A 19514-nucleotide genomic window follows, 5' to 3' on the forward strand; every position below is an offset into this window, starting at 1 on the left:
GTGGTTAAAAATTATTCTTTTTGATGTGTTTTTTTTATTTTAAGGGTATTGCCGCACTGGCATTTTTGTCCTTATCAAAATAATTCTTTATAAGAGTAAACAGCACGCTGATGCCTATCCTATTGAGCTCCATTTCAACAAGGATGCTCGTTAAAATCCCACTGATGAAAAAAGCGCCAAAGGATATGAAGAAGGCAGCACTGGGAAACAAGAACAGTGATGGAATCAAAACAATCCCCGCAAATATTCGATAGGCTATAGTCCCAGCTCGCCTTATTTGTTTTACAATCAATGAGCCTGTTCTTAGTTTGTGTTTCAATTGATAGTCAATCAAAATGTATTGATTTAATGAGCTGTAAATGAATAGAAAAACAAAAAGGCACAGTCCTAGAGCCATTAATGGCAGCCAGAAAAAAATGTAGATGAGCTCGTGCGTTGAAGTCTCCACCATCAACACGTTCCAATAAAAAGGAAGTGGAAGTAAAAATCCTAGAAGTATTGTTCCATATAGTTTAAAAAAAACATGCAAAAACAAACGCCTGTTCGCCTGGTAATACTCCTTGGCCGGCATAATATCCACGTCCAATGTTTTTAATGTTTCTATATCCAAGGCGATGGCCTCTTTTAATTCTTGTGAATTCATTTCTTCATTATTCATGGATAAGCTCCTTCTTTGGGGCTGATTTATCATGATGATCAACCCATTTAGTAAAATAGGCGGGTATAGCCACGTTGGTTTGCCCCAGTTTTTTACCTTCGCCTACATCGTTGTTTGTTGTTTCAACCGCTTGCTGGTATTGACTCTTTAAACGCCCTCCTCCACTGCTTGTTTTATTTACCGCCGCATCTACCTGATTATTAATTTTTTGCTGCATACTTTTGGCTCTTGATGCATCCATGCCAACTCTCATAGTCCTTCCAGAATCCTCCAATGCATTACTGTTTTTGTGGTAGTCAGCTCTCATTTGTGACTCTTTTGTACTTAATGGATTTGCTGCATCCTGATAAAAGGAGTCAATCCGAGCATTTTTAGAAGCATTGCCGTATCGTGCGATTAAACCTTCTCGTTGCTCATGGATAAACTCATTAGCTAGCGTTTGTAATTGTTTTAACGAAGCCAGATCTGAAGGATTGGAATACAACGCATCACGAGTTACTTCATCAGTTCGACTGGCAACATATTTCGAGAAGGCCTGATTTAGATCGGTAGTAACTTGATCAGCGTTTGATTCCACATAACTCCTGGCCGTGCTAATGCGAGCGGCTTTAGACATCGAGGCATCGTAGTTTTGGCTTGCCGTTTGCGCCTCCCTTAAATCGGTACCCATTTGATTCGAAAGACTTGCCCCTTCCGAATGGCTGTTATCAAAATGATGGTTTTGTGCAAACTGGCTCACGTAATTAAGCGCCTGATTAAAGTCTTCTGCTTCCTTCGCTGACATGCTACTGTCCGTCCCTTCATGGTAACGATCACTACTTGTTGATGACCGATCGAACTTGGCATGACTATCAGCACCTCCTGTTGCTCCAAAAGCAAACCGCCCAATGCTTCCCAGCATGCTTTTTTCACTTGCAACTCCGGCGTGGACATTTAATCCAGCAGCGGTCATATGAGCCAGCGCATCTTCTTGGCTTATCCCTTCGCGTTTAGCTACATCCGAGGCAATGTGCGTCATGGTCGATAATGCCTGGCTGTATTGACCGGATTCACTTTCAGACACTCCATCGCCCAAACGCATATCATGCCCCTGCATTTTAGATAACTGCACGGCACTGTGCGCAAAACTGGACAAGGACGTTTGATAATGCTGACTTTCATTGGCTGCAGCCTGTCTGGATTCTTCAAAAGCCTGATTTAAAGAGCCGCTTATGGCCTTTGTATCTGATATGTGTACGGGTCCTCGTGACATCCCAGGATTTACGTCAAAAACAGCATCCCCATGGCTTGTGGTAGTCTTAAGCACACCACTTCCCAATTGTTCCGTGTGCATCCCATGCATGTTCGTCCAATTGGTATCGTGCTTGTTAGCCGAAACGTTATTAGCGCTGGTATTTTCATAGTTCATATTCCAACCGCTGTAAGTTGCCATTGAGATGTTACCTGCAGCTGCAGATTGCGCTTCACTGACTGACAAAGATTGCGCCATACCACCAAAATGCTGGGAGGATGTACTTAAAATCTGTCCTAATCCTTTCGTGATGTACAGGGCAATAACTGGAACACTTGCAGCCAATGCACCTGCCGTATAGGCAAAATTACTGTGCATGCTGGCTAATGAATCGATATTAGAGAAGGTCACTCCTCCTGTTTTTTGACCAAACAAAGTGATGGTAGTACTTGAGGCCATGGAAACAAACCAATGAAAAATAATAAACATCGGCGGCCATGACCAAAGGTAGATTTGAGATTGCACCCACAGGAAATAAGCGTTACTCAGGGTCGGAAAAAATGAAATCAAAACAACTAATGGAAAGATACACAGCGTCAACATCCACATTACGGTCATATAGTAAGGCAGGCGAAATCCTGCAAGCCAAAAGCTATTGGCTTCAGCGATGTGCATTTTTTGGGTGCTGTCCGTATTGGTGTAATTCATGAGTGCAGCATCAGCTCCTGAAAAAGCAAAAGCATCGGCTGCGGCATCTCGGGTCGCATTAATTAAGATATTTTGGGTGAGTGTTTCGGCAGCATCTTCGGTAATGTTCATGTAATATTTGTGAGCGGCCTGCAGTCTGTCACCAAAAGTCTTTTCGCCAGGCAACGAACTGCTGTCTGTGTTGCGTGATGTTAAAGCGCCTGTGGTTACCAGATGATTAAGACGCTCCAACTCCAATTTCGCTGCAATGGGCAGTCGAGTCTTCAAATTGGCTGCCGCGTCACCACAACTTAAATTGACTCCATTATGCAGAATCACCCGATAAATGGGTGAGGGCTCCTCAAAATAGGTTTTAGAAAGATGAGCACTTTGGGTCAGCTCTTGAGGGCTTAATTGATGGCTTGCCAAAAGTTTTGCCGTAAACACGCATTGGCGGATAAAGGACGATAGGTCTTGTGCCAAATCAGGCGACATGGAGAGTCTTGTCTGAGTTGCGGCCAGCCAGGTTCTTGCACCAAAAATCATTCCGGTTTTGTTGTATTCCAGGCTATCTGGCATGTGAAATACATCACTAAAGGCGGTCGTAATTCCATACCCCATGCCACTAATCAATGAGGCAGGTAAAGCAACGCCTAGAGGTACATGATCAACCGTTAAGGCTTCCCCTGCTCCTTCGGCTGTCTGCATGTCAATAATAGCCACAGGCACTTTAATGCCCAGCACGCAATACATGACTAAAAAGGTGGTCAGCATAAAGCGAGTTAATGATTCGAGCTTTTTCCCCATCACGAACTGATAACCGACCATACTAACGGATAGAATCATGATAATGTCACACGCCGTACTAAAGGTAGATTCAGTAAGCAAAGTGGCCATACCATCAAGCAGCTCTTTTAAATAAATCCCATTTTGTGGGGTATAGATTAATAATGGGCTCATTGTGCGCCTCCGGTATAGGATTGTCTTAAGATGGGATTAAGGGCATTCAGTGCCTGCTTCACGTTGTTTTGAACCAATTGATTGGTGGTCAGTGCCGCATTAAAACGTGCTCTTGATTCGCTATTAAAATTATCTACAAATTGTTGTGCAACCTGCAGATTTTTAAATAGTTTTTCTTCATGGGCATTTCCTATATCACGCCCTGCAAGGGATGCTCGAATCACTTCAAGTGAGTTTGCAAGATATTGGGCAAGCAAATCCGTTGCTACACTCTGGGCAAGCTCATAACTGCTTTGTATGCCAATATTCTGCTGTGCGCTGGCTGAAATAAGCTGAAATACGGACGGCTGGGTGAGTTCAATTAACCCTTTTTGTTGGGGCGTTAAGGCTGTCCCTGATTTGATATTCTCATAAACTCCCTGCAGGATGGCCTGTACTTGAGATACCAGAGCGTCTTTACTGCTAATCTCCTGGCTTCCTTTCACATTGATGGCAACACATTTCATCGGCTTATTCGAATCAGTACATTTATAGCTGGGCAATTTGCCTCCATAAAGCAAGGCTTTTACAAAATCCTGATTAGTCGCTAAAGAGGGGTACGTTTGCATCCCTCCTTTGGCATCAAATACCAGCGTTCCTGAAATCGACATATAGACTTCTGAAATTTCTGTATCTGATTTGATGAATTCATTCAGTTGTAATGCATCCCAAACTACGTTGGTATTCAAAAGAGCCCTGTCTTTATATTCTGAATCGTTTTTTGCCTGTTCCAATCGTTTTTCAATCTCCCCTCCTGTCGAACATTTATGTCGGGCTTCTGCCCAATCGGTGTATACATTACGGTTACGCCCGATGTCCTCACACAAACGCTGATGTGCCGCTCTATTTTTGGGATAAAGCGCTGCAGTCAGATTTTCTCCCATCTCACACGAATTAAAATTAGTTCCATTAATGTCATTTGCCAGCTTTTGCATGTACTGCATGGCATGAGCAATTTCAGGCAGCTCGGTCTCGAGTGCCAGGTTCATTGCATAGCCTGCCCCGTTACTTAAAATGTTCTGCATGAATGAAACTATCTGCTCTGATTTAATAAAGGAAAAACCACCTGCAAAAATATCAATTCCGCCACATCCTGAGCGAAAACCAGGTACATCAACGTGAGCTATCTGAATGGAGCGCACTTGATTTCTGGCATAGACTGAGCCTAATGATGCAAATCCTGCTGCCTGTGATTCATAGGAATGGCTACCTGTGACATTCGCAGAATAACCAAGATTATTAAAAAAATGATTTAAATCGGCACTGGCTGATGCATGAACACCATTTCCTGCCACGCAAGTAAAAGACGCAACAACGGCTAGCACAAGAGCTCTAATCATTAAATTTCTCCTCAATGTGTTGCTTTAATTCATGAACTCTTTGTGCCAGCTGATAAGGAGTTGCTTCTCCAAACAAGACAGCGTAGGCTTCCAGGGTATGTCGATTGACTAAAAACAAGGCGGGAACCGTAGGCTTATACCCTCCTGATACATAGAACGTTTGAAAAAGTTCAGGTGTTAATGGTGTGGTATCGAGTCCATCCAGGGATTCTCCATCCAGGCTAAAAGCACGAACCTTAATATGGAATGTTTCTGAAAAATCCTTTAATACAGGGGAGAATTTTTTACAATGTGGGCAGGTGCTTCGATAAATAAATGCAAAATAATAATTTTTAGATAAATCTTTAGCTTCAGCTGATTCCTTTTGTGCAAAAGCTTTAGGGGCTTGCTTTTTCAATAACAGTGCATTGAGTTCTTCAACTGCCACATTGGCGTGCAAAGGACTAATTACAGAAAAAAGCAGTAAAAAAATGATGCGAACAATCATGCTTCAAACCCCTCATAGCTGTATCGTTTGTAATGAGTCGCCACATCCAGCAGACGTTCCTTTAATTCGGTTGTGGAGACAAATCCGTAGGACAAGGGCGACATGTGTTGTGTTTTTAAATCAACAAGAAACAGTGCAGGCATGTAGCGTGACTGCAAATTCATTGTTTTTTGTATTTCATGAAGAGGTATGTTTTTAGGATTAGGCAGACCTTCAATAGGTTGCCCATCTGTCGTGACTGAAATCATGGAAAAATGGGTCAAATTGACGAATGGAACAAGATGAGTGATGAATTTTTGCGAAATGGAACTGTTCCCTTTGTAAAAAAGGATTAATCCATAACGTTTCGCCCCTTCTCTGACTACCCTCTCCATTAAAAGATTCATTGAATCATTGCGAATGGCCACAGCCGTATTGTCGGTTGGAAAATTTAAGGAATGATCCAGCTCAGGATGAGACAACAGAACCTGTTGCCAGTACTGGACAAATTTCTGATTGTTTTTGGCATACACCTGCTGGGCTTTCATGTACTCATAGGTTGCATCAAATGATGGGGCAATTAATGCCGTTGCGAGCTTATTCATTGTGGCTTTGCGGACTTCCATGAGCTGCTCATAAGGAGTCAGCGAAGGCTTTGATACCTTTGGATTTTGAACAGGTTTCACCTGATGCTCTTTGTTTTCTGTACTGTACCAATGAAACCCATGAGCGGGTGGACTTACTAAATCAGCCATGACCGGCATGGAAAGTAACATTAAAATAATAGTGAATAATCTCATTTTTGTTCCGCCTTTTTCTGGACTCGCCGTTTGATTTCATCCATGGTTTTTGAAGCGTCGGGGCTATTTAAAACGACATCGCCTACAATTCCTGCTTCTTTTGTTGGCTGTCCCTGGGGAAATGGATACACAGGGTTTAAAAAATCGATGCGTCCCATATCAAGGCTTTGTAATTCATTCACACTGAGCCCCGCACAGCGTGTATGCTCTGCATCTCCTAAAGCGTTGGGATTTAATTGTCTTAAACGTCCTTCGGCCTGGATAATGCGCGCCATTTTGCTGTCAAAGACACAATAGGTGCGTTTGTGCTCCAGACAGGTGCCAAAAATGGGATCTTTCTGGCTGCAAAACTCGCCTACATAATGAGCCAGGTAATTCAATTTGGCTTTGCCTAAAGCCTTATCTTCTTCACGACACAAATCGATATGGAGTTTGTCAGCCCAGCCTTCATTCGAACAACAATCAATAATGTCCCAAACCCAGATTTTGCACTGCACAGGATGGCCTGAAAATAAGGTAGCCTGCGTTTTACCAAACTCAGCGCCAGCAGCCCCTGCAACGGCCATGGGTGCCATGGCCTCTCCAAAACCATCATTCTGAGTTGCTGCATGTTCCGTGCAGTCTCCATCGGCACAAAAGAGATCTCGCACACAGGCCACAGGCTGTGGGCAGACTGTCTCATCGCAACGATATACCTGCTCATAGAGCGAGCAGGTATTATTGTTCATTAATGTGCAGCGCGAGCTTGCCTGTAAGCATCCTTTTTCCCGTTGCGTTTTACATTCATCGGCTGCAGCGGATGCACACTGGTATCGTGCATTAAGCTCCCAGCAATCACGGGTGACGGGCAGACCATTAATGACACGGGTTGGATTGGAATCAGTACACTGCTCTTGTGTTTTTTGACATAGGTTGTTTGTCTCAAGAGTGGCGCATTCATTATCCCAGTGCTCTTCTTCCACATAGGATTTGGAATGGGCATTAATCGTCAATGCCACCTGAATTGGGTAATAGCGACTGAACTTATCTGAAATATACAAGGTGATTACGCCTCCATTCTGGCAAGTTGGGAGTCCCACAACATGCACCCAATGAGCAGAACCACCATTATTTAAAATGGAGTGAACCGTGGCTTTCATTTCTTCACAGGGATGATTTAACTTCACAGGATTGGTTAAGTGCCCGCCTGCGCTATTGGTCATGGCGCCCGTTATAAGATTAACCGCAATAAGCCCCGTCCATTTTTTATGAACCCATACCTCAAAATCAGCTCTTTGACTTAAACGCTCGGTATTCACGGTTACTTTACGTTTTTTAAAACACTGCTGCTCGGGCAATTGCCTTGATGTATGACAGATTTCCTCATGCGATTTAATTTGACAAGCCTGTGGTTTTTCATCACATTTGACTCGCTCATTGGATTGTCCATGAGTAATGGCATAACTTTCTTCTTCAATTAATTTAGCGTTTTTAATCGCTTCATTTTTGGTATTGATTTCAAATTGGCGCTGACCAAAATGCTCAGTCACAGTACGTCCACCGGCATCATTGTGTAAGGCATTGGCAGCAAAGGTACTTAAATCGGTTTTTTCAGTTTCAACCCCCTGATAATGAAGCGATTGCGAGGGAGTTTCCGTATAGTCTTTGAAGGTATTCTGGGGCTTAAATTCATTCATGGCGCTCAGTGGTTGATTCCCCAAAGATTTTGCGTATTCTTTTAATTTCTGAAAGTCTTGGGCTGTTGTATTGGCAGCCGAGAAAGTGCAAAAACCAAAAATACAGGCGATGGCCAACAAACTTCTAAACATGGCCTTTCTCCAAAATGGTGGCCGCTAATGTCGCTCCTGCGTCTCCTTTCTGGGCGATGAGCTCGAGTCCTTTTTTAATGCTTGCATTGCCATACACTACATCAAACGGTTGATTGGTGCAGGGCTGCCCTGAACCGCAAGACCTGGAGGGCTCTGTTACTACAAGCGCTGGAACCGTTGTAATGTGGAATTGATTAAACCAGACTGGATCAATAGAAATTCCCTTAAAGTTCAAATGCTGCTTTTGGGCTTCGCTATTAAGACGTTTAAATGTTTCTATGGTCTGTTTAAAATCACCATCCACTAACCCATTAATGACCACGGGAATATGAAACCGTGCTGCTTCATCGCTCAATGCAAATAAAAGTGAGTCGGGCATGGAAAAGGATACAAATAAAATGGCACCTTCAGCTCCCTGCGGTTTTTGATTGCTTTGTAAACCGTCTGTGCTGCGTTGCATGAGTGTATCAATTAATAATTGGTGCTCTGATTGATTCCGTGAGGACGTGCGCTTTAACGTTTCAATTGTCTTATTCGAAATGGTTGATACCTGGTGAGCCCCCTCCTCTTGATAATGCCTTAACTCATCATTAGTGTTTGCAAAGCATCCGCCAATCCCAGTTAGAAACAGAATAATGATTTTAATGTAGTGCGCCATGAAAGGCCTCCTTATAAAAAGCAACAATTTCTCTTGCGCCAAATCATGAAACCAAAATTATCCCCATCCCCAGGATAGGTATGTCCGGCTTCCCAGGTAATGACTGAACGGCCAAAGGGCTGGCAGCGTTTTGCATCAGGCAATGTATTGACTAATTGGTAGCGATACCGGCTTTTAGGTAAAATGGAAGAGCGATAGGTGCTACAAAGTGCAGGCCAATCTTTACCAACGGAATCTTTAATTGCTCCAAGGCGATGAAGCTTAAAGTCGGTGCGTTCTGTCAGAAGCGTTGCGGCACTAATGGGACTTGCCTGATTGGCAACAAAACCATTGAGAGGATAGGTAGAGCCTTGAGCGCCCATGCACCAGAATAAAGAATCCATGGCCGTCCCTGCCAATGCTTTGGTTGCATCTGCAGCACAAGACGCACGCACTGGCGGTGTGGTAAATAAAGTGGCCTCAGGATTAAGAACAAAAGCAAACTCAGAGTCATTCCATGTTGGATCAAGTTCACTCAAATACATCACATCAAAATCTTGTGTCTCCATACAGCCGATGGAAGTGAGTACCTGCAGCCAATACATCAGTGGGTATTTGTACCAATGCACGTAATAAAATGCGCCCCGCCCATCGGTATCAGGCATTTGTGAACCACCCAGCCCCTGATCTTTAATGTGTAATTGCACCCCAAGATTCACCATGCAATAAGGCTTTCGTGTCACATCCACTAACGCAAAGGGTTCCCAATAACCTATGGTCACTCCTAAAAGCTGTAATTTGTTTGGGCAGGAACAGACAGGGCTGCCAGGGTTTTTAGTATCAGGATATTGGCTCTTTACTACTTCGGAGGAACCAATGGTTAAAGGGAACAAACAATCCCAGCAAATGTCGGTTATAGGATTGACAAAATGCCCCTTACATTGTGATGCATGCAGTGAACCTATGAAGAATAAGCCCACAACAATCGAATAGAAGAATCGTTTATTCATCGTTCACTCCTATTTCTTTGACCTGCCAATCAAGACCTTCCTGACTGACTACGCTTGGAACGTGTTGAAGGTGAAGTTTGGATGAAATGTTGCCATTTACATCAAAATAAATTCGACCAAAAAGCTCTGCAGCAACTCGAACATCCCCGCCGGTCAAAATAAATTTAACGTGCTTAAAGTCGGTGTAATGTTTTTTAACCCAGGCAACCTGCCCCGCGTCATCTGCATTAAAGAAGATCAGGGTTTTAAGGAAGTGAACGCGCTCAAATGGATTGATCCGAGTTCCTGCCTTTGCAATTAAGTGCCCATCAGGTGTCCAGACATCATGAGATACAGTCACTGCCGGTGAAATGCGAAACGTCTTAGGCTTGCGAGTCGTGCTCAATGCCAAAGGGGTTGGCCTCATCGCCTGACGTGCGGCTTTCTGCTCTAAATCGCGCTGAACATGCTCTAAATCACCGCTTTGCTGCAATGCATAGAGTTTGTTCATAATGACTTTCCTTATATCCTCTTCTTTGACAGGGAATGTCTGACCATAATGACCTATATTTTTTGCATGACTCACAGGTTCTAATAGACAGAAAAAACCTAGAATAAGGAGAAACAATCGTTTACTAGCCTGCATCATGTTTTATCCTTGTTATGGTCAAGGCAATAAGCTCATCCGTCACATCCACATGGGACGGTTTGAAACCCGCTAATACGGACGCACTCACAAGGGTTACCCGATGTGACGCTCCATAATCCTTGATGACTTCTGGGAGGGTGCGCGAAAAGCGCTCCATTATTTTTAATTGTTCTTCATGAGTCAGTTTGGAACGAGCAAGCATTACCGAAGGCGCTTCAATGGCACGATTCATGTCAACTACCAAAAGAGGAAAAGGCTTAGGCCACATCACCAAAATACCCGCCAGAATTCCAATTAATCCGCCAATTCCTGCAAAGACCCAGTGCATGGTTTTGAATCGGTTAAGCAGCATAAGACCTCCCATAATGCTCCTTTGCCACTCGCGATACGGCATCAAGAAATAACAGTCCCTGTGCCACGTAATTAATGACTGCCTGATAATCATCACCATCGGAAGATAAAAGCACGCGAGTAAACGGATCCACAAACAAGCGATGAAAGGAGGAAATACCATTAGCACGCAGCAAGACTTGAGAAAAACCCGCTTCTTTCGCTATTGGGAATGATTTGAGAATAGTCATCTCGTAGTCTGAAAAAGTCTCATGCTTTTTTTGATGCTCTAAAAGCGGTGATTCCTCTTGTAAAAAAACAAGCTTTAATGCGGAATTTTCCCAGGCGGCTCGCGCCTCTGAAAATTCGAAATAATCCTCAATCCCCTGGGTAATCGTGACAAATGATGCTTTATGCCGCCGACCAGTACGAAAGCCTTTGGTAATAAAGTTCACCGCAATTGAATCTCCTGTAAAAAATGACCAGGCTTCATCAATGATGCACATCTTTTGTTTGTTCCTGTCTGAGTTGAACATACGTCTTTGAAACTGGGAAATAACGGACAGAAGAACAGGGGCGCGAATACTTTGATTGTCCTCAATTTCCTTTAAGTCCACTACAATCATACGAGCATCAGGTGATAGTTGAGATGGTTCATTAAACGCTTTGCCATGCTCTGAGGCAGAACAGTAACGCTGGAGGTTCTTAGACAAAATGCGCGCTGTAGGATAAGTTTCGCGGTCGTGCTCGTACAACGACAATAAGACTCCTGCAACCTCATCAATGCGTGTTTGATTCTGAGTTGTTCCAAAAGCGGTTAAAATGGCTTCTCTTAAAGTGCCTCGGTCGTCATCTGTAGCACCGCTGGTTGGGCAGGTTAATAATTCAAACAAGGCAATAATGTCATCAATCTCCCGTAAAATGTCCGTTACATGGGTAAAGGGATTCATCGCCAAATTGCTGTATTCAAGATAAGTCCCACCGAGCGCCTCACACAGTTTTCTATAGCTCCCACCTACATCAATAATGAAAATATCTCCGCCATTAAATAGGATATTGAGCATCAGCATCTGAATGAAAAAGCTTTTTCCACCGCCCGAGGTTCCGGTGACAGCCATGTTGTAATTGCTGCCAAATACACCAGAGAAAGGATCGATGCAGGCAAATTGATCGCGCATGGTAGGCAACAAGATACCCTTACCTACTCCGCGCCAGTCAGAAAGAATGGGCATGTATTGAGTTGCATTCCATGAAGAAATTGGCCACATCATTGTGGGAAGAGAAAAATCCTTAACCAGATTTCCTGTGAAAAAAAACGGCATCGATACTAAAAAATAGGGACATTGCATGCGTTTACACAATGCCAGTTTAATGTCATTAAACGCAAATACTGTGCGAGCAGCTTCTACATCACGCTCTTTCTCATGAGGTCTTGAAAAAAGAACCACGTTATAAAGCATCTTTACAGAGCGAGTCTTTTGTGAGGATAAATCATCACGAAAGGTACGCCATACCCGTGCCTGCTCCTCCGTTCCCGCCACATTTAATGCGTAATCACTTTTAGATTTTTTATCCAAATCACGGGTTTTACGATTCGCCCTACCCTGAGCGCGTCCTTGCTCTTCGACCAGATAGATGACCGAGATGATGTGATTGCAGGATATTCTTTTATCAGGATGAAAAATATTGCTGGTATTATTAATGTTCTCCCATAAACAATACTGGCGAGGCAGGCGATCAATGGTCAGAACAGATACTGCTGTTTCATAAGCACGCCCAGATTCATTAACCCCTTTAATCACTACTTCATTATTTTTAAATTCAATATCAAAGTCATGAGACAGTGCCTGCTCTTTGAGTAATTTGGTTTTATCATAAATCACAGGGCGTGGAGTAATGACATCAGGGCAATTATCCAGATAAAAGTGAAGCAAATGCAAAAAATCAGTTGCATCCGCTTGCTTGAATCCAATTTTTGCAGCACTTAAGGATGCTTCAAACGAAACGCGAAACTGGCCAAAACAGGCTTTTAAATCACTCTCGGATTCTTTTTTGATTTTATCAATAACGATATAGCAATCTGTATGCGTTAATCGCGGTGAAAGCATCGTGTTGGTTTTAAAACCATGGATGGCGGCTTTTTGATAAAAGGCCTTAAGGTTATCTCCTAACAGGCTTAAATTTTCAAATTCGCTTTTTGCAAACTGGGAAGTAAACGCTTCAATATCATTCCCAACTTGATTGTGTTTGACGCAAATCAACTGTAAGGTGAACTCATGCGACACTTTAGATTGAAGCAGCGTATCCAGTTGTTCCGCTATGTGTTCATTCGCACCTGTTAAAGGAATAATGCGATAAATTAATCCTGCGTTGTATTCGTTAAAAAATAGCTTCGATTCCTCATCAAAATATTGATAAGGCAGTATTTTTTCAGTAAACGAAGGATATTGATGTGTCTTGAGGTCAAAATCGAGATCATTGCCCGTTAGCCCTTTGTCATTCCAGGTCTCCTTTAGCAACTCATAAGTATCTTGGACCCATTCTATAGCGTTTGTAAACATGGCTTCTCTCCTGTGAACTGGTCAGCGCCTACTTATAACCTGAATAAAGAACCTGGCTTTTTGCTTGCTGCACGAATTGACCATCGGGTGTGTAGCGTTTTTCCTGTACCATGCGATTCACCATCTCCATGCTTTGACAACCACCCCTGTCAGCAAAGGGGCATCTGGCATCCTCGTTGTCCAGGATGGATTTGGAGCAGGCAGATAACTGCGACACTAAGAAAAGGGTACTCAATAAAAATAGAGGTTTAATCATGAAGTGGCTCCTCATTTTGTACGGTTGAAAATAATGGGGTAGTGGGTTGTCCTGGTTGATTTAATAGTGGATTCTCAACAGGATTAACGGTTTGAACCATGGGCTCTTGATTATTGGACTGCATCAATGAAGCGCCATTCACAGGGTGTGTATTTAATTCATAGGCACGGCTTACAGTGGTTGTAACCCCAGACTCGTTTTGGGCACGTCCTTCATTGATGGCGCGTCCTGACTCATACACCTGATGTTCTTTGTCTATCCAAAAGCCTTTAGTAAATAAAACTGAAACACGACGACCAGCACGTGCCACAACCAGTGGATGGTAAATATCGGCAATGCGCATTACATAATCTGAAATACGATTGGCAGGATTACTAAGCGCACCACCAGCAGCCGATTGAGCAAGGGTTGATGCCTGCCCATAGGTTGTAATGGTGCCTGCCCCTGGATTGATTGTTTGAGCGGTATTTAAATTCTTTAAACCATCACCAAATCCTGCCAGCATGCCTGCCGCTGCCGAATAGGTTAACAGAGGTTTTGTTTTTAAAATGGAAGTCCCGCGTAAATCCTGCATGGCATCCAAATCAAATACAGAGCCGTAGGCCTTTTGTTCAAAATTGATATTGTTTCCTGCGCAAGACAGTGTTTCTAAATGCATCACCACGGAGCTTCCTGATAAATCACCATAAGTGGATACCAGTGCGACACAGTCTTCCAGATGAGAATGCTGGTTGTTAGGCATGATTCCTCCGCTGGTAAGGCGGATTAAAGCAGTTCCCATATTTTTTGAGCCGTTTATTCCTGCATCACCTAAAACCCCAGTCAGCAACACTCCTTCAACAAAGGTTCCCGCCCAAACGTAATTTTTAGCGGTTCGTACTTCCTTGTTTCTTTTGTTCCGGTTGTTAAATTGCACTGTTTCCAGTCCTGATTTTGCCAGCAGTTCGCGCTCTGCCTGATGCTTTTTCTTTTGCTGTGCTTCCATTTCTTCACGAGTTGGCGGCCTTACGGTGACCAGGCTTGCCTGACGGGTAGAAACCAGTGCAACCTGTAATTGTTCGTTCATTTTTTTATTTTCTTCTTCAAGGTGTGCAAGCTGCTCTTTCATGGCCTGGATCAAGGCTTTTGTTTCCGAATTTTCTGTATTCACAGGTGCTGCTTCCTGCTGTTTTTTATGATGTTCTGCCACTAACTCTTTTAAAGAATCAATTTGTTGCTGCTGTTGCAGAAGGAGTGCTTCGTCACTGCCCTGGTTAAAAGTACTTTCAAAAATACTCTCGAACGAAGCTTCTTCCTGGTGGATTGGCTTTTTTTTCTCAGCCGATGAGTAACAATAAAATCCATAGGACGCGCCACCCACCAGTAATAGAATGGCTGCATGCTTCAATTGTTCCTTTTTAGCGAGCTTATTGGCGTTTTGAGGCTTTAGCGTCAACCATTGTTTTATTTTTTTAAACATTACCTACTCTCCTTCCAACTCATTTTAAGCCGCTCCTGGTTTATCCCTGATTGCTGTATAACCCGTATAAATAAGCGATTTTTTTAGGTGGGAGTGCCTCATCACTTAATGACAGGGACTCTGCATCCTTATGGGCAAATAAGGCTGTTGTAAGCGCTAGTTCATGATTTGATGTATTTTCTAACCGATAGACATAGCCCGTGAAACGCTTACCCTGATATTGCTTTTCAAGAGTTACCTTAATGTTTTTTTTAATGTAAAAAGGACTTGGAATAACCCGTTTCTCATTAAATTCTTTGGGAGTCTCCCCTGCTTTCATGGCAGCGATTGCCTCATCTACTTCGCTGGCATCAGGGGTATCCAGTTTCACAAATTTCAATTTTGTTTGAGCGCGAGGCACAAGTCTTAAGGTTTTTCCAACCGATTCATCAGGTGTCAAGGTAAGTGATACGTGATGTCCTTTATCTGTAGTTAGGAACAGGGTAATGGGAACTTGAAAATTGGGCTTTATATACACCGAAGAATCCGTGCTTTCGGGATTATCCATCTCACTTTTATCTACTGTAATAGCATGCTCTGGGTAACTTAATTTAGTGATCGATTCCCCTTCAACAAACACACGATTAAAGTTAATACTCGATAAGGTCAGATTAAACTGCTCTCCTTCTTCAAAAGCGATGATCGAAGGAGCTGTGCTTGCACCAACAATTCCTGAGCACAAACAACTTATAAGAAAAATGGTTTTTTTAGCTTTATCATAAATTGAGTTAGTCATGGTGTATCTCCTGAATGGACACAAGATTTAAAAGGCCTGATTGATGTGAAAACTGAACTCGATACATTTTGTGTTGTGGCTTTAATTGAAGTCCATGGCTTGTGCGATACAACTGCCCTTCGATTTGACCTTGGTTTTTAGTGACATCCACCGATACTTTTTCAGCGTAAAATACTGAGCTTACGTTTTTGTCATGTACTGTTTTTCGCTCGGCATCCAATAGTTTGGAAAACGATTCCTGGTATTTCGCTGGAATCAGATGAGACAGCATGGTGTAGCGTGCATCAATGGTTTCAGGGTTGTAGGTCAGGCGTAAGTCGGCTGCTTTCTGCGTCATTTCTTTCAGGTACTCGGGTGAATAGCCTTTATCACCAATGCTAAACTCAGAACCAGTGCACACTGGAAGCCAGTGAACCTGCTTATGCAGTAAGGTATAAAAATTTAAGGCACAAAGAACAATAACTGCAAACGTACTCGATAGCGCCCAAATCAGCGTCAGCTTGAATAACAGTCTGTTTTTTGCAATCGCATTATCACGAAATGAAGTATCCATTAAATCACCTGATATAAATTCGGTTGGCAGAATCGGGCAAAGCTCGAAATAAAAGGGACGTTAACCGGTGAGGCAGCGACCAGTATACGATGGCAAACAGACTCCGAAGAGGCAGTCCGCCATACTTGATATGCATCGCAACGCTTAGGGCTGCGCCTATCATAAAAAGCTGATAGGCAAGTCCTGTTAAAAGCCCAATTCCCGTGAGTAAAAAAATGGGCAGGCCTGTGGTAACAGGAATACCCGCAATTTTGGGCTCATCAGAGAGCATAAAGGTTTGGTAATTGCGAGCCATTATTTCAATGCCCAGTGAGTAAACACCATCAATACCGGAACACCCGCAAGGACTGCGATATTTTTGGTTTTGATGTAGGCATAAGCCCCTGCAAGCCCTTCTGCTAACAAAAGAAAATAAGGGAGATCTGAATCCGCTCCAAAGGTTGCCTTTACTTCCTCTTTTAATCCAGAAAGCCGATTCTCAGCAGCGAAACAAGAGTCAGGCATCAAACACAACAGTGCCAAACCAATCATTAAAAAAGGGAGCAGCTGCCTGGCATACAGATATCCTTTAATGCTCAAATCGTTCATTGCTGTTCTATAGTTCATCACATTCTCCTTTTTTGGTTAAAAAAATCCCCTGAGCCCCAATTTGTGCTCATTTTTTATTCTTTTTATTTAATGAATCGTGTTTTTGTGGTTTTATAAAGAGCGTTTATCCATTCATGGTTACTCCTTTATCGAGCATGCTTTGACTTAATAGGTGGTTGTTCTTTTTAAGTTCAACTAAAATTTGTGTCAGTAGGTGATTTGCAGAATCCAGTTTTTTGAACAAAGCCACATACTCAACTGCTTTGGCTACGTCAGGAACCTCCTTATCCATTGATAGCAAAAGCGTAAAAAGCGCTCCACCGGAAAGAATGTGTTTAAAATATTCGACATCCTGTTCATCATTTTCAGTTGAAACGGCAGTCAGATTCTGATTAATCTTAAAGTTGTTTTCAGGCAGTGTTGTGGGCTCTGCGTGAATAACTCCAGTCACAACGATGAGAGTCATCGACAGCATGAGTGTTTTAATCGGGTTCATTAAGAGCTCCTTTTATTTTTGTTATGAACTTAAGCCTTTAAACTTAGTCCGATGTTTGGTCTGTTTCTGGCATGTCGATGTTCTCAAGTTCACTTTTCATCACAATGACTCGTGCAAGATAGGGTTTTACCTTCGGTGATAAATGTGTACAGTAGCTTCTTACATTGCTGATTGCTTTTAATTCATTGTATCCATAAGCCATAGAAACAACTGCTCTGTCTTTTTTATGATGCTGCAATTGCGCTCCTGCTGATTCCAGGTAGGCTGCAGCAATTGCGACATCTCCAGAACATAAATCGGAGTTGTTTTCTTCGGCAATCTGGTTTAGTTGATAAGACGTCTCAAAAATTCGTCTTTCTAAATCGTAGTGATTCGAACTGGTTGCAACAGCACAGGGTGAACCCAGTGCGGTGATGATAAGTCCTGCTATTACATTGATTCTCATTACTATTCCCTCTTTAACTAATTATTGTTTTTTTAAATCCTATGCGCTTTTTTTCATGAAGCTCTAATCAGGCTGCATCAAAAAATGCCCGCTAATGTTTTTACCAGACCTTGTTCCAGTGCTGGTCTTGCCTCTGCAAAACTCAGATTGACTTTATCGGCATTGGATACCACCCGCGTTCTATAGCGTTGGTAATCACTGTGTTTGCTCAATGTCTGGGTGGTTCCAGATGCAGTGCCATTTTGAAGGTTGGAATTAAACTGTTCATGAACGGCACCCTTTCCAACGCGCTCAGAAATTTGTACATCGGTAATCATCGTGTAATTCACTGCCTTGACTAGAGAATCTGCAGCCAAACCAATAATTCCTCCACCAATACCTGCACCAATCATGGTGCTTGAATGACCGCTTAATGCACCCAGTGCAGTTCCTGTTGCAGCCCCCGCCAATGCACTGCCATACCCGCCACCTAGCGCAGACTGACTTGCAGACACGCTCATTTTTCCAACCTTTAAAATATTGGCTTGTAGCAGGTAATGGGCTTTGGATGGATTTCCAACCACTTTATAGCCATGTTCTTCTAATGCCTGCTTTAGTGACTTATCAATGGATAATGACTCTTGAGAAGTATTCTTAATTGTGATGTAAATCGTTTTTTGACTTTGAGCCACAGGATCAAGAAAAATCGTTTGGCTGAGTTTTGTATCTGTTTCTAAGTTACGATGTTCAATTACTGTTGATGTAGCAGCACAGCTCACCAACAGGGCAAAAGATCCAGTTAAAGCTAAAGTGGTAATTGCCTTTTGTATCTGGTTAATGCATGGTTTCATTTTATTCCCTTAACTCGTTAGTATGATGATTTGATTGGTTAATGAGTCTGTACGCCACGCTCTTCCTTCCACTTACCAGGCTTATTTAAAAACAGAGATTGTTCATTTTTAATTTTTTGATGTATTTCCTGACGATGAATAATTACATCTTGTGGTGCATCGAACCCTAAGCGGACTTGATTCCCTTTAACACCGAGCACGGTGATATAAATGTCATCATTGATTAGTACGGTTTCGCCTATTCTACGTGTAAGTATTAACATGCTGTGTTCCTTTTATTGGTTAGTGAATTGAATATTCTTTTTTTTGTGAATCAATTTCGAATCGAAGCGCTTCGCATGCCAATCGTGCCTCCATCGCAATGTGCCAGAAATCGCATTCAGGGATTTCCTGATAGGCCAGAGCCAATGACTCGGAGCAGGCGTTTAAAAGACAGTACAGCTCTTCCTTTGTAAACAGTTTTAAACATGGAATTTGTTTCATCATGCAACTCCCAATAACTGGCGAATTTTCGCAAGGTGTGTTGTTGCAATGTCCTTTGATTGAGGCAAAGCGCACAAGACCTTCTCTTTAATTTCCGGGATCTGGTGTCCTTGTCTCATTAAATGACATACCTGTTCATAGGCTTCTTTAAATACTGCAAAAGAATGGCCTTCATTATCAATTTCCAGAAATTTAAGCCCCAGTCTTTTAGCAGTAAATTTAACCACTGCATGACTCCAGTTTGGGTTCGTTGAATAAGCGCTGTTTAATACCTCCCTATGCGCCTGGGCAGCAGAAGGCAGTCGCAAATCACTATAAAAGCCAAGACACAAAGCTCGAAACTGCAGGCAATTGGGTGGAAATTCACAAAACTTGTCGCCTTTATTCAAAGCCATTAATCGTTCCACACCACTGTCTAATGCTTTTGGAGTTAAATCTTTAAGTGCGGCAAACCAAACTCCCGTATCTTTCACT

At 42.7% G+C, this 19514-nt stretch carries 23 protein-coding genes; all 23 read right to left on the minus strand.

All coding sequences use genetic code 11. The features are described from left to right. Positions 1-34: 34 nt before the first annotated feature. Positions 35-658 carry a hypothetical protein gene (locus tag OQI99_RS15440; protein ID WP_019350437.1) on the minus strand — a complete coding sequence of 208 codons (624 nt, stop codon included), beginning with the start codon at positions 656-658 and terminating at the stop codon, positions 35-37. Further along, on the minus strand, positions 651-3536 hold the full coding sequence (locus OQI99_RS15445; RefSeq protein WP_058393172.1) for a conjugal transfer protein TraG N-terminal domain-containing protein: 2886 nt from the start codon (positions 3534-3536) through the stop codon (positions 651-653). The genes OQI99_RS15440 and OQI99_RS15445 overlap by 8 nt, the downstream gene beginning before the upstream one ends. Further along, the gene (locus OQI99_RS15450; RefSeq protein WP_021582612.1) at positions 3533-4915 is read right to left on the minus strand and encodes a conjugal transfer protein TraH; all 1383 of its coding nucleotides are present in this window, start codon (positions 4913-4915) and stop codon (positions 3533-3535) included. Before OQI99_RS15450 ends, OQI99_RS15445 begins: the two co-directional genes overlap by 4 nt. Beyond that, positions 4908-5402, minus strand: coding sequence for a type-F conjugative transfer system pilin assembly thiol-disulfide isomerase TrbB (trbB, locus tag OQI99_RS15455; protein WP_021582611.1), 495 nt, complete (start codon positions 5400-5402; stop codon positions 4908-4910). The genes OQI99_RS15450 and trbB overlap by 8 nt, the downstream gene beginning before the upstream one ends. Then, the gene (traF, locus tag OQI99_RS15460) at positions 5399-6181 is read right to left on the minus strand and encodes a type-F conjugative transfer system pilin assembly protein TraF (protein WP_021460428.1); all 783 of its coding nucleotides are present in this window, start codon (positions 6179-6181) and stop codon (positions 5399-5401) included. The genes trbB and traF overlap by 4 nt, the downstream gene beginning before the upstream one ends. Then, complete coding sequence (gene traN / locus OQI99_RS15465) at positions 6178-7989, minus strand: type-F conjugative transfer system mating-pair stabilization protein TraN (RefSeq protein WP_021582610.1); 1812 nt, start codon at positions 7987-7989, stop codon at positions 6178-6180. Before traN ends, traF begins: the two co-directional genes overlap by 4 nt. Beyond that, positions 7982-8647, minus strand: coding sequence for a type-F conjugative transfer system pilin assembly protein TrbC (gene trbC / locus OQI99_RS15470; RefSeq protein WP_021460425.1), 666 nt, complete (start codon positions 8645-8647; stop codon positions 7982-7984). The genes traN and trbC overlap by 8 nt, the downstream gene beginning before the upstream one ends. Positions 8648-8658: 11 nt before the next feature. After that, positions 8659-9636 carry a conjugal transfer pilus assembly protein TraU gene (gene traU, locus OQI99_RS15475; RefSeq protein WP_021460424.1) on the minus strand — a complete coding sequence of 326 codons (978 nt, stop codon included), beginning with the start codon at positions 9634-9636 and terminating at the stop codon, positions 8659-8661. Then, positions 9629-10264 (minus strand): type-F conjugative transfer system protein TraW, encoded by a 636-nt coding sequence (traW, locus tag OQI99_RS15480; protein ID WP_021460423.1) that lies wholly within the window; start codon positions 10262-10264, stop codon positions 9629-9631. The genes traU and traW overlap by 8 nt, the downstream gene beginning before the upstream one ends. After that, complete coding sequence (locus OQI99_RS15485; protein WP_080282391.1) at positions 10251-10616, minus strand: TrbI F-type domain-containing protein; 366 nt, start codon at positions 10614-10616, stop codon at positions 10251-10253. The genes traW and OQI99_RS15485 overlap by 14 nt, the downstream gene beginning before the upstream one ends. Then, on the minus strand, positions 10606-13155 hold the full coding sequence (gene traC, locus OQI99_RS15490; RefSeq protein ID WP_021460421.1) for a type IV secretion system protein TraC: 2550 nt from the start codon (positions 13153-13155) through the stop codon (positions 10606-10608). Before traC ends, OQI99_RS15485 begins: the two co-directional genes overlap by 11 nt. Before the next feature lie 28 nt (positions 13156-13183). Continuing rightward, a complete protein-coding gene (locus tag OQI99_RS15495) occupies positions 13184-13411 on the minus strand; it encodes a hypothetical protein (RefSeq protein ID WP_021460420.1) in 228 nt (75 codons plus the stop codon). Then, a complete protein-coding gene (locus tag OQI99_RS15500) occupies positions 13404-14870 on the minus strand; it encodes a TraB/VirB10 family protein (protein ID WP_042238376.1) in 1467 nt (488 codons plus the stop codon). Before OQI99_RS15500 ends, OQI99_RS15495 begins: the two co-directional genes overlap by 8 nt. 40 nt (positions 14871-14910) lie before the next feature. Further along, positions 14911-15645, minus strand: coding sequence for a type-F conjugative transfer system secretin TraK (traK, locus tag OQI99_RS15505; RefSeq protein ID WP_021460418.1), 735 nt, complete (start codon positions 15643-15645; stop codon positions 14911-14913). Beyond that, positions 15638-16198, minus strand: coding sequence for a TraE/TraK family type IV conjugative transfer system protein (locus OQI99_RS15510; RefSeq protein ID WP_021460417.1), 561 nt, complete (start codon positions 16196-16198; stop codon positions 15638-15640). Before OQI99_RS15510 ends, traK begins: the two co-directional genes overlap by 8 nt. Before the next feature lie 4 nt (positions 16199-16202). Beyond that, complete coding sequence (gene traL / locus OQI99_RS15515) at positions 16203-16493, minus strand: type IV conjugative transfer system protein TraL (RefSeq protein ID WP_021460416.1); 291 nt, start codon at positions 16491-16493, stop codon at positions 16203-16205. Further along, positions 16493-16804 carry a type IV conjugative transfer system pilin TraA gene (locus tag OQI99_RS15520; protein ID WP_014845152.1) on the minus strand — a complete coding sequence of 104 codons (312 nt, stop codon included), beginning with the start codon at positions 16802-16804 and terminating at the stop codon, positions 16493-16495. Before OQI99_RS15520 ends, traL begins: the two co-directional genes overlap by 1 nt. A 106-nt stretch (positions 16805-16910) precedes the next feature. Then, positions 16911-17282 carry a hypothetical protein gene (locus OQI99_RS15525; RefSeq protein ID WP_021460415.1) on the minus strand — a complete coding sequence of 124 codons (372 nt, stop codon included), beginning with the start codon at positions 17280-17282 and terminating at the stop codon, positions 16911-16913. 43 nt (positions 17283-17325) lie between these two features. Continuing rightward, positions 17326-17727 carry a hypothetical protein gene (locus OQI99_RS15530; protein ID WP_021460414.1) on the minus strand — a complete coding sequence of 134 codons (402 nt, stop codon included), beginning with the start codon at positions 17725-17727 and terminating at the stop codon, positions 17326-17328. Between the two features lie 77 nt (positions 17728-17804). Next, the gene (locus OQI99_RS15535; RefSeq protein WP_021460413.1) at positions 17805-18557 is read right to left on the minus strand and encodes a complement resistance protein TraT; all 753 of its coding nucleotides are present in this window, start codon (positions 18555-18557) and stop codon (positions 17805-17807) included. A gap of 38 nt (positions 18558-18595) precedes the next feature. Then, positions 18596-18820: a carbon storage regulator CsrA gene (gene csrA, locus OQI99_RS15540; RefSeq protein WP_042238390.1), complete on the minus strand. Its 225-nt coding sequence runs from the start codon at positions 18818-18820 to the stop codon at positions 18596-18598. A gap of 19 nt (positions 18821-18839) precedes the next feature. Further along, a complete protein-coding gene (locus OQI99_RS15545; protein WP_019350435.1) occupies positions 18840-19040 on the minus strand; it encodes a hypothetical protein in 201 nt (66 codons plus the stop codon). Continuing rightward, a complete protein-coding gene (locus OQI99_RS15550; RefSeq protein ID WP_237758679.1) occupies positions 19040-19513 on the minus strand; it encodes a hypothetical protein in 474 nt (157 codons plus the stop codon). The genes OQI99_RS15545 and OQI99_RS15550 overlap by 1 nt, the downstream gene beginning before the upstream one ends. Position 19514: the final 1 nt, after the last annotated feature.

The sequence above is a fragment of the Legionella sp. PATHC039 genome, from assembly GCF_026191275.1.
Classification (GTDB): Bacteria; Pseudomonadota; Gammaproteobacteria; order Legionellales; family Legionellaceae; genus Legionella; species Legionella pneumophila.

Coding starts and splice junctions, on each gene's coding strand:
- OQI99_RS15440 (WP_019350437.1), bottom strand. CDS start 658: ATGAATAATGAAGAAATGAATTCACAAGAATTAAAAGAGGCCATCGCC.
- OQI99_RS15445 (WP_058393172.1), bottom strand. CDS start 3,536: ATGAGCCCATTATTAATCTATACCCCACAAAATGGGATTTATTTAAAA.
- OQI99_RS15450 (WP_021582612.1), bottom strand. CDS start 4,915: ATGATTAGAGCTCTTGTGCTAGCCGTTGTTGCGTCTTTTACTTGCGTG.
- trbB (WP_021582611.1), bottom strand. CDS start 5,402: ATGATTGTTCGCATCATTTTTTTACTGCTTTTTTCTGTAATTAGTCCT.
- traF (WP_021460428.1), bottom strand. CDS start 6,181: ATGAGATTATTCACTATTATTTTAATGTTACTTTCCATGCCGGTCATG.
- traN (WP_021582610.1), bottom strand. CDS start 7,989: ATGTTTAGAAGTTTGTTGGCCATCGCCTGTATTTTTGGTTTTTGCACT.
- trbC (WP_021460425.1), bottom strand. CDS start 8,647: ATGGCGCACTACATTAAAATCATTATTCTGTTTCTAACTGGGATTGGC.
- traU (WP_021460424.1), bottom strand. CDS start 9,636: ATGAATAAACGATTCTTCTATTCGATTGTTGTGGGCTTATTCTTCATA.
- traW (WP_021460423.1), bottom strand. CDS start 10,264: ATGATGCAGGCTAGTAAACGATTGTTTCTCCTTATTCTAGGTTTTTTC.
- OQI99_RS15485 (WP_080282391.1), bottom strand. CDS start 10,616: ATGCTGCTTAACCGATTCAAAACCATGCACTGGGTCTTTGCAGGAATT.
- traC (WP_021460421.1), bottom strand. CDS start 13,155: ATGTTTACAAACGCTATAGAATGGGTCCAAGATACTTATGAGTTGCTA.
- OQI99_RS15495 (WP_021460420.1), bottom strand. CDS start 13,411: ATGATTAAACCTCTATTTTTATTGAGTACCCTTTTCTTAGTGTCGCAG.
- OQI99_RS15500 (WP_042238376.1), bottom strand. CDS start 14,870: ATGTTTAAAAAAATAAAACAATGGTTGACGCTAAAGCCTCAAAACGCC.
- traK (WP_021460418.1), bottom strand. CDS start 15,645: ATGACTAACTCAATTTATGATAAAGCTAAAAAAACCATTTTTCTTATA.
- OQI99_RS15510 (WP_021460417.1), bottom strand. CDS start 16,198: ATGGATACTTCATTTCGTGATAATGCGATTGCAAAAAACAGACTGTTA.
- traL (WP_021460416.1), bottom strand. CDS start 16,493: ATGGCTCGCAATTACCAAACCTTTATGCTCTCTGATGAGCCCAAAATT.
- OQI99_RS15520 (WP_014845152.1), bottom strand. CDS start 16,804: ATGAACTATAGAACAGCAATGAACGATTTGAGCATTAAAGGATATCTG.
- OQI99_RS15525 (WP_021460415.1), bottom strand. CDS start 17,282: ATGAACCCGATTAAAACACTCATGCTGTCGATGACTCTCATCGTTGTG.
- OQI99_RS15530 (WP_021460414.1), bottom strand. CDS start 17,727: ATGAGAATCAATGTAATAGCAGGACTTATCATCACCGCACTGGGTTCA.
- OQI99_RS15535 (WP_021460413.1), bottom strand. CDS start 18,557: ATGAAACCATGCATTAACCAGATACAAAAGGCAATTACCACTTTAGCT.
- csrA (WP_042238390.1), bottom strand. CDS start 18,820: ATGTTAATACTTACACGTAGAATAGGCGAAACCGTACTAATCAATGAT.
- OQI99_RS15545 (WP_019350435.1), bottom strand. CDS start 19,040: ATGAAACAAATTCCATGTTTAAAACTGTTTACAAAGGAAGAGCTGTAC.